General features: G+C 72.5%; 9 protein-coding genes and 2 tRNA genes. 7 read left to right on the forward strand and 4 right to left on the reverse strand.

The annotated features are described in order from the left end of the window. Positions 1-52 precede the first annotated feature (52 nt). A complete protein-coding gene (locus QJS33_RS03145; RefSeq protein ID WP_306366309.1) occupies positions 53-943 on the forward strand; it encodes an NAD(P)-binding domain-containing protein in 891 nt (296 codons plus the stop codon). A gap of 6 nt (positions 944-949) precedes the next feature. Here the strand turns inward: QJS33_RS03145 and QJS33_RS03150 are convergent, their stop codons facing one another. Both QJS33_RS03150 and QJS33_RS03155 read right to left on the reverse strand, forming a co-directional pair. Beyond that, entirely contained in the window at positions 950-1,201 is a 252-nt protein-coding gene (locus tag QJS33_RS03150) for a DUF2087 domain-containing protein (protein WP_306366310.1), read from the reverse strand. After that, positions 1,198-1,776 (reverse strand): TetR/AcrR family transcriptional regulator, encoded by a 579-nt coding sequence (locus QJS33_RS03155; RefSeq protein ID WP_306366311.1) that lies wholly within the window; start codon positions 1,774-1,776, stop codon positions 1,198-1,200. The genes QJS33_RS03150 and QJS33_RS03155 overlap by 4 nt, the downstream gene beginning before the upstream one ends. Before the next feature lie 137 nt (positions 1,777-1,913). Between QJS33_RS03155 and hisN the strand changes: the two genes are divergently transcribed. The 6 genes from hisN (at position 1,914) to QJS33_RS03185 (ending at position 7,141) form a co-directional block, all read left to right on the forward strand. Beyond that, positions 1,914-2,720: a histidinol-phosphatase gene (gene hisN, locus QJS33_RS03160; protein ID WP_306366312.1), complete on the forward strand. Its 807-nt coding sequence runs from the start codon at positions 1,914-1,916 to the stop codon at positions 2,718-2,720. A gap of 83 nt (positions 2,721-2,803) precedes the next feature. Next, positions 2,804-3,325, forward strand: coding sequence for a hypothetical protein (locus QJS33_RS03165; protein ID WP_306366313.1), 522 nt, complete (start codon positions 2,804-2,806; stop codon positions 3,323-3,325). Between the two features lie 190 nt (positions 3,326-3,515). Continuing rightward, complete coding sequence (locus QJS33_RS03170; RefSeq protein WP_306366314.1) at positions 3,516-4,766, forward strand: ABC transporter permease; 1,251 nt, start codon at positions 3,516-3,518, stop codon at positions 4,764-4,766. Between the two features lie 9 nt (positions 4,767-4,775). After that, on the forward strand, positions 4,776-5,816 hold the full coding sequence (locus QJS33_RS03175; protein WP_306366315.1) for an efflux RND transporter periplasmic adaptor subunit: 1,041 nt from the start codon (positions 4,776-4,778) through the stop codon (positions 5,814-5,816). Then, positions 5,816-6,532, forward strand: coding sequence for an ABC transporter ATP-binding protein (locus QJS33_RS03180; RefSeq protein WP_306366316.1), 717 nt, complete (start codon positions 5,816-5,818; stop codon positions 6,530-6,532). Before QJS33_RS03175 ends, QJS33_RS03180 begins: the two co-directional genes overlap by 1 nt. A 189-nt stretch (positions 6,533-6,721) precedes the next feature. Beyond that, a complete protein-coding gene (locus tag QJS33_RS03185) occupies positions 6,722-7,141 on the forward strand; it encodes an SRPBCC family protein (protein ID WP_306366317.1) in 420 nt (139 codons plus the stop codon). A 363-nt stretch (positions 7,142-7,504) separates the two neighbouring features. Here QJS33_RS03185 and QJS33_RS03190 read toward each other — a convergent pair. Beyond that, positions 7,505-7,578, reverse strand: a tRNA-Met gene (locus QJS33_RS03190). Between the two features lie 201 nt (positions 7,579-7,779). Beyond that, positions 7,780-7,856 (reverse strand) — tRNA-Met (locus QJS33_RS03195). Positions 7,857-8,066: the final 210 nt, after the last annotated feature.

Here is an 8,066-nt window from a genome sequence, read left to right on the forward strand (position 1 = left end):
ACTTCAAAGTGCGTACTTGTGGGCGTTCCCGCCCGCCGCGAGCCTAGTCCACATGACAGAGAACAGCACCGACCCGTCCCGTATCGTCCTGCTCGGCCTGGGTGACATGGGCGCCGCGTTCGCCCGCGCCTGGCTCGCCGCCGGGCACCCCGTGACCGTCTGGAACCGCACCGCGTCCCGCGCCGAACCCCTGGCGGCGCAAGGCGCCGACGTCGCCGCCGACCCCGCCGCGGCGGTGGCCGCAGGCCGCCTCGTCCTCACCTGCCTGTTCGACGACGCCTCCGTCGGCTCCACCCTGGAGGGGGTGGACCTGACCGGGAAGGACCTGGTCGACCTCACCACCTCCACCCCCGGGGAGGCGCGCGCACGCGCGGAGTGGGCCGCCGAACGCGGGGCCCGGTTCGTCAGCGGCGGGATCATGGCGGTACCGCCTATGGTGGGCGTCCCGGAGTCGGGCGCGTACACGTTCTACAGCGGCTCGGCGGAGGCGTTCGCCGAGCACGAGGGGGCGCTGTCCGTCCCCACCGACGCCCGGTTCCAGGGCGAGGACCCGGGGTCGGCCTCCCTGGTGGACATCGCCCTGCTCAGCGCCATGAACGGGATGTTCGCCGGAATCACCCACGCCTTCGCGCTGACCCGGAGGTCGCAGGTGCCGCCCGCACAGGTCGCCGAACTCCTCCAGGGCTGGCTGGCGGCCATGCTGCCCGCCGCGGGCGAGTTCGCCGCCCGTCTGGAGAGCGGCGACTTCACCACCGGGGTGGTCTCGAACCTGGCCATGCAGGCGCGTGGGGAGGAGACCCTGCTGCGCGCCGCCGGGGAGGAGGGGGTGAGCACGGAGCTGCTGCTCCCCTACGGCGACCTGATGAGGCGTCAGATCGCCGCCGGGGGCGGGGACCAGGACGGCGCCGGGCTGGTCGACCGGCTCCTGAAGGAACCGGCCTGAGCCGGGTCACAGGTCGACGGTGCCGCCGCAGCGCCAGTAGTGGACGCGGTCGTGCTCCAGGAAGCCCTCGTCCACCAGGCCGCGGCGCAGCGCCGGGACGTCGGCGCTGAAGCCGCCGATGACGGCGTTGACCTGCGACTCGGTGTAGCGGACGCCGGGCTCGAACGCGCGGGCCACCCGGTCCAGCACGGCCAGCCGCTCGGGTCTGCGCACCGGGATGGCCGTGATCCGCGCCCGGGCGGCCTCCTCCCCGGTCAACACTCCTCCCGGCGGCCGACCAGCAGCATCCCGTGGGTCACCGTCTCGATCCGGCGGGCCGCCTCGGCGGGGTCGATGGGCTGGAGCGCGTACGACACGGTGAGCCGCACGCCGACGTCGGCGACCGCCTCGGCCAGGTCCGGGCCGAGGTCGGGGCGGTGCTCGCGCAGGGAGGCGGCGATGCGCTCGCCGAGCACCCCCAGCAGCGGTTCCGAGCGGGTGGTCAGCACCGGTAGCAGCTCGCGGTCGCCGGTGACCACCGCGTGCAACAGCGGGTTGCCGCGCGCGGTGTCCAGGATGAGGCGCGCGGTCCGGCTCACGGTGTGGGCCGGATCGCCGTGCTCGGCGGCCAGGACCCGCACCACCTCGTCCAGCAGCGCGTTGACCTCGCGCACCACGACGTCCTGGAGCAGCCCCTCCTTGCTGCCGAACACGTTGTACAGGGTCTGGCGGGACACCTGGGCCGCGGCCGCGATGTCGGCCATCCGACGCTCGCCCCACCCGCCGGAGACGACCTCGGCGTAGGCGGCGTCCATCAGCCGCTCGCGGACCGACCCGCCCTGTCTGGTATCCATCCCCCCATGGTGACATCCGGGAGTCCGGACTCCCACCCCCCGGTTCGGTGACCGGGCGGTGTCCCCGACTAACACTCTGATCACGCGCGTGGGGCTCTTTGGCCATGTTCGTGCCCGGGAGGGTAGCGTTACCGCCCATGGCGTCCTTTGACGATGATCTGCGGCTGGCCCACGTGCTCGCCGACGCTGCCGACGACATCGCGCTGAAGCGTTTCCGTGCGTTGGACCTGGTGGTCGACACCAAACCCGACCTGACCCCGGTGACCGAGGCCGACCGGCTGGTCGAGGAGACGCTCCGCGGTGTGCTGTCGCGCGCCCGCCCCCGGGACGCCGTGGTGGGCGAGGAGTACGGCAAGAGCGGCAACAGCAACCGCGTATGGGTGATCGACCCCATCGACGGCACCAAGAACTACGTGCGCGGCGTCCCGGTGTGGGCGACGCTCATCGCCCTGTTGGAGGGCGACCGGCCGGTGGTCGGCGTGGTGTCGGCCCCGGCGCTGTTCCGGCGCTGGTGGGCGTCCCTGGGCGGCGGCACCTGGCAGGGCCGGAGCCTGTCCAAGGCCTCGCGCTGCCACGTGTCGAAGGTGTCGGAGCTGTCCGACGCCTCGCTGAGCTTCTCGTCCCTGAGCGGCTGGGAGGAGCAGGGGCGGCTGGAGTCGTTCCTGGGCCTGACCCGGTCGGTGTGGCGGACCCGCGCCTACGGCGACTTCTGGTCGCACGTGATGGTGGCGGAGGGCGTGGTGGACATCGCGGCCGAACCGGAACTGTCGCTGTGGGACGCCGCGCCGCTGCCGATCATCCTGGAGGAGGCCGGCGGGCGGGCCACGAACCTGCGCGGTGAGGGGTTCGTCGACGGCGGGCCGCTGGTGTGCACCAACGGGATCCTGCACGATCGGGCGCTGACCTGGCTTAACGGAGGGCCGACGCCGCTGCGCCCGGTCTGATCCGGGGCGGGCTCCGGGTTGCGGACCACCACTCTTCGACGTTGTGCATCGACCACGACACGGAGAGTAGTAGCGTGGCGTCCGTGCCGACCCACATTCCCACACCCGTGCGCCCGGGCGCCGTCGTGCTGCTCCTGCTCGCCGCCACCGCCTGCGGCGGCGGCCACGGGTACACACCCGACGAACTCGACGCGATGATCGCCGACTCGGTGCGCACCGACGGCCCCGGCGCGGAGTCCGCCCCCGACGCGGACGGCGCCGTCTTCGACCCGGACCTCCTGATGTGCACCCCCGCCGTGGACACCGCCGGGGTCCCGGGCGAGGGCGCCTGGCGCACCGAGGCGCCGCGCGCCGCCGTCGGGGAGGGGCCCGTCGACCTGGGCCTGCTGCCGCCCGAGGGCGTCGGCCCGACCACGGTGACCGTCACGGTCCGGACCCCGGGCGACGACCTCCACACCCTGGAAACGGACACTGTTCCCGGGGAATGGGTGCATGTCCGTTATCCCGAAGAAGACGGTTTCGACCTTCCTCCCGGGGTGTACACCGCCCTGTGGTCCGACGCCGCCACGGGAACACCCCTGACCTGCGACGGCTTCGAGGTCTGACCCGCACCGGCGCACCCGCTCCCCGGGGCGGCCCCGGTCCGGTCGCGGAAAAACAAAAATCCCTCGATGATCATGAACCGAAACCTGCCCGCCCTGCGATGTTCCGGAGTGAGGTCCCGTCCCCACGGGCCTGTACGGCGCCGCCCGCGACGCGGCGCCACCCCACACACATTCACTGGGAAGGGACCGTATGCTGCGTTCCCTCGTTGCCGGGATACTGCTCGCCTTCGCCGGTTCCCGCGCCAACATCGCCAGGACGATCCTGTCCTGCGCCGGCATCGTCGTCGGTGTCGGCTCACTGATCGCCGTCGTCACCGCGGGCGACTTCGGGCAGCGGTTCGCCACCGCCTACAGCGAGGCCAACGCCGGACGCGCCGCGACCCTCATGGTCGGCATGTGGGACACCGATGTCACCGACGTGGCGGCCTTCGAGGAGGATCTGGTCCGCGCCGGCGGCGTGGACGTGTCGCTCAACACCATGCTCCACGGCGTCTCCGTGCGCTCGGGCGACCAGACCATCCCCGACGTCGAGATCCGGGCCGTGGACGCCACCCTCGGCGACATCCGGCGGATGACCATGACCCAGGGCCGCTGGTTCACCGACGCCGACTCCGAGTCCCTGGCACCGGTCCTGGTGGTCAACGAGAGTCTGGCCGGGGACATGGAGGACATCACCCGGGTGCAGATCGGCACCGATCACTGGATGGACGTCCGCGTGGTCGGCGTCTCGTCGAGCTCGGCCCTGGACAGCGGCTGGTACACCGCCTACCTGCTACGCGCGCCCGCCACCGAGGAGCTCATCTACGGCGAGGCCGTGGAGACCTCCCAGGACGGCGCCGCCGCCCCGGTCACCATCAAGGACCCCGAGTACAGCGTCCGGATCGACCCCGCCGACCCGGCCGCGACCGACCCCTGGGGCGAGGTCTTCACCGAGCGGATCCTGTCGGCCTCCGAGCGTTGGGGCGGGCAGGACCAGGAGTCCGTCATGGTCTACCGGGCGGACTACGCCGAAGAGGTCAACCGGGTGATCGGCTACCTGTCGGTCGGGCTCATCGGCATCGCCGCCATCACGCTCACCACCGGCCTGCTCGGCGTGCTCAACGTCGGCCTGGTCACCGTGCGCGAGCGCAGGCGCGAGCTGGCCACCTACCGCGCCCTGGGCGCGACCCGGTTCACGCTGTTCGTCGCCGTGGTGATGGAAGCCGTCGTGGTGTCGCTGGTCGCCGGTGTCATCGCCCTGCTCGGCTGCTGGGCCGTCGTGGCCGCGGGTGCCGCGATCGTCCCCTCCTTCATCGACCTGCCACCCGACGTACCCATCGCCATCCCGCCGACCGCCGTCCTGGTCGGCCTGGGCAGCGCCGCCGGTGTCGGCCTGCTCGCCGGAGTCATCCCCGCCCTGCGGGCACTGCGCTCGTCCGTCGTCGCCGGACTGCGGGAATAGGAGACACACGTGAAGAAGTGGATCATCATCGGCGCGGCGGCGCTGCTGTTCGTGGTCGCGGTCGCCGGCGGCGGGTTCTTCCTGCTGAACCGCATGGGCGGCTCCGGCGAGGAGTTCCCGATGGAGGGCGCCGTCGACGTGGGCGGCGCCCCCTACCCCGTGGAGCTGGGCACCATCGACTCCGTCATGGTGCTGGACGCGACCGTCCAGGCCGAACCCGGCAAGAGCGTCAAGGCCCAGAAGGGCGGCCAGGTCGTCCACCTGTGGGTGACCGACGGCGCCACGGTGGAGGAGGGCGCGCCCATCCTCAACGTGAAGTACACCGAGGAGCCCGACCCGGGCGCCGGCACCGGTGAGGACGAGGCCCCGGCCGCCCCGGTGACCCGCGAGGTCAGCCTGTACGCGCCGGTCGACGGCAAGGTGACCGGCCTGGCCGACGTGCAGGTCGGCGACGTCCTGGAGCCGGGGGCCGTGGTCGCCGCCGTCGCCCCGGACGTGTACCGGGCGGTCGCCACGATCCCCGCCAACGACCTGTACCGGTTCTACGAGGAGCCCTCGGACATCCTCCTGGAGATCAAGAACGGCCCGCCGCCCACCCAGTGCGAGTTCCTGTCGCTGGGCGCCGCCGAGGCCGGCGGGGGCGGGGAGCAGTCCGGCACCGACGAGTTCGGCCTGCCGATGGAGGGCGGCGACACCGGCGGCTCCGGCGGCGAGCTGACCTGCCGGGTCCCCTCCGACGTCCAGGTGTTCGCGGGCGTCCAGGGCAAGCTGTCGATCAGTACCGGCAAGGTCGAGGACGTCGTGGTCGTGCCCGTGACGTCGGTGCGCGGCACCACCGGCGAGGGCGAGGTCATCGTGGTCGCCGAGGACGGCACCGAGGAGACCCGCCCGGTGGAGCTGGGCATCTCCGACGGCTCGTTCATCGAGGTCGTCTCCGGCCTGGAGGTCGGCGAGCAGGTCATGGACCCGATCCCGCTCGACCCGCGCTTCGACGTGCCCGGCGCCGACGACGGCACCGAGGAGATGTACCTGGAAGAGGAGGGGATGTAGTGTCCACGGCTCCGTCCCCCCTGGCCCCGCAGGCAGCCCCTCCACAGGCCCCGCTGCTGCGGGTGGAGGGGCTGACCCGGCACTTCACGGTGTCGGGGACCCGGATCGACGTGCTGCACGACTGCACGTTCGACGTGTACCGGGGCGAGGTCGTCGCGATCATCGGCCAGTCCGGGTCGGGCAAGTCGACCCTGCTCAGCCTGCTCGGGCTGCTGGACAAGCCGAGCGGCGGCGAGTACACGTTCGACGGGGTGGCGACCAGCCGACTCGGCGAGGGCCCGCGCTCGCGGCTGCGCGGCGAGGGCATCGGGTTCGTGTTCCAGCAGTTCCACCTGCTGGAGCGGCGGACCGCGATGGCCAACGTGGGCGTGCCCCTGGTGCTGGCGGGGATGCCCGCGCTGCGCCGCCGCGGCCGTGCCCGCGAGTTGCTGGAGGCGGTGGGGCTGGGGCACCGGCTCCACTCCAAGCCGCACCAGCTCTCCGGCGGCGAGCAGCAGCGTGTGGCACTGGCCCGGGCGCTCAGCCGCGACCCCGCGCTGATCCTCGCCGACGAGCCCACCGGCGCGCTGGACGCCGCCAGCAGCCGGATGATCATGGATCAGCTGTTGGAACAGGCCCGGATCCGCGATTCGGCGGTGGTCGTGGTGACCCACGACCCCAAGGTCGCCGAGCGCGCCGACCGGGTGGTGGAGCTGGTGGAGGGCCGCACCCGCTGAGACCCCGGGCGCCGTCGCCGCGTCCCCTCGCCCGACGGCGCCCGGCCCCCGGGAGGTCCCGCCTCCCGGGGTATTCACTTATATGAATGGTCGCGGGGTTGAATACCTTCGGGTGGCCGCCGTACGCTGCCGGTGAGTCCCCTCCCGGGCAGGGTGCCCGCGGAAGGCCCCGGAACCGAAGGGCGTCCCATGAGCGCGCGCATCCACCTCACGCACACGTTCGCCTCCGACCCGGAGACGGTGTTCGCGGCGCTCTCCGAGCACGAGAACCTGGGGCCGCTGTTCGGGGCCCGGATCACCCGTCTGCGCGACGGCGAGACGTCCCGCAACGGGGTCGGCTCCGCCCGCCTGCTGCGGGTGGGCCCGCTGCCCGGGTTCGTGGAAACGGTGACGGTCGCGGAGCCGCACCGGCTGATCGAGTACCGCATCACCGCGGGCGGGCCGCTGCGCCGCCACCGCGGTGTTCAGCGGCTGGAGCCCGTCGAGGGCGGCGGCACCCGCCTGGAGTACCTCATCGAGTTCGACGCCGTCCTGCCCGGGCTGGCGCCGATCGTGGCGGCGGTCCTGCGCCGCTCCATCCGCACCCACCTGCCCGCACTGGCCCCCTGAGACCCCCGGGCGGTCCCCCGGCGATGTCCTCGCCGAGCCCTGTCCTGCCCGGGCTGGCGCCGATCGTGGCGGCGGTCCTGCGCCGCTCCATCCGCACCCACCTGCCCGCACTGGCCCCCTGAGACCCCGGAGCCCGGGCGGTCCCCCGGCGAGGACATCGCCGAGCCCCCTGCGCCGGGCGGGGGCGCGGAAGCGGAGGCGCATCGTGCCGATCGGTGTCCCGTGGGCGAACCCGGTCGACGCGACCTCGGCGGGTTCGCCGCTCTGTGCTTCCCGGATGGATCTGTGCTTCCCGGAAGGAGGAGCGGCCCGGGGAAAAGACTCGGGCCCGGAAATCCAATGGATTTCCGGGCCCGGTTTCAGTAGCGGGGACAGGATTTGAACCTGCGACCTCTGGGTTATGAGCCCAGCGAGCTACCGAACTGCTCCACCCCGCGCCGTTGATCTCTACTTTAGAGGGTTTCCCCCCGGGCCGCAAATCGTTTCCGGTGAGGGATAACGGTGAGATCGGCCCTGTTCACCCGGGTCCGAGGGCCCGGGCCGATGATGATCGTGAAGATCATCACCCCCCGGCCATTCCGTGGGGAATGGACCGGGAAAAGCACCGAACCCGGGAAATTCATCCCGGGTCCGGGCCTTGGTAGCGGGGACAGGATTTGAACCTGCGACCTCTGGGTTATGAGCCCAGCGAGCTACCGAACTGCTCCACCCCGCGTCGTTGTGTCTTCAGAGTAGCGTGCCCGGGACGGGAAAGCGAATCGATACGCCGCGGCCGGGATGAGCCGCCGCCCGGGGCACCTGTTCGCCGCCGGACCCGGAACCGCTCCGGCCGGACCCGGGAGCGGATGCGGATCGCCGCCGCCGGGGCCCTGCCGGACGGGGGGCGCGCAGCGACCGGGGCCGCCGCCGGACTCCGGCGGACTCC

The organism is Nocardiopsis sp. CC223A (genome assembly GCF_030766825.1).
Classification (GTDB): Bacteria; Actinomycetota; Actinomycetes; order Streptosporangiales; family Streptosporangiaceae; genus Nocardiopsis.

What these genes read in the sequence shown, in the direction of transcription:
- QJS33_RS03155 (WP_306366311.1), bottom strand. Translation starts at nt 1,776, where the DNA reads ATGGATACCAGACAGGGCGGGTCGGTCCGCGAGCGGCTGATGGACGCC.
- QJS33_RS03170 (WP_306366314.1), top strand. Translation starts at nt 3,516, where the DNA reads ATGCTGCGTTCCCTCGTTGCCGGGATACTGCTCGCCTTCGCCGGTTCC.
- QJS33_RS03145 (WP_306366309.1), top strand. Translation starts at nt 53, where the DNA reads ATGACAGAGAACAGCACCGACCCGTCCCGTATCGTCCTGCTCGGCCTG.
- hisN (WP_306366312.1), top strand. Translation starts at nt 1,914, where the DNA reads ATGGCGTCCTTTGACGATGATCTGCGGCTGGCCCACGTGCTCGCCGAC.
- QJS33_RS03185 (WP_306366317.1), top strand. Translation starts at nt 6,722, where the DNA reads ATGAGCGCGCGCATCCACCTCACGCACACGTTCGCCTCCGACCCGGAG.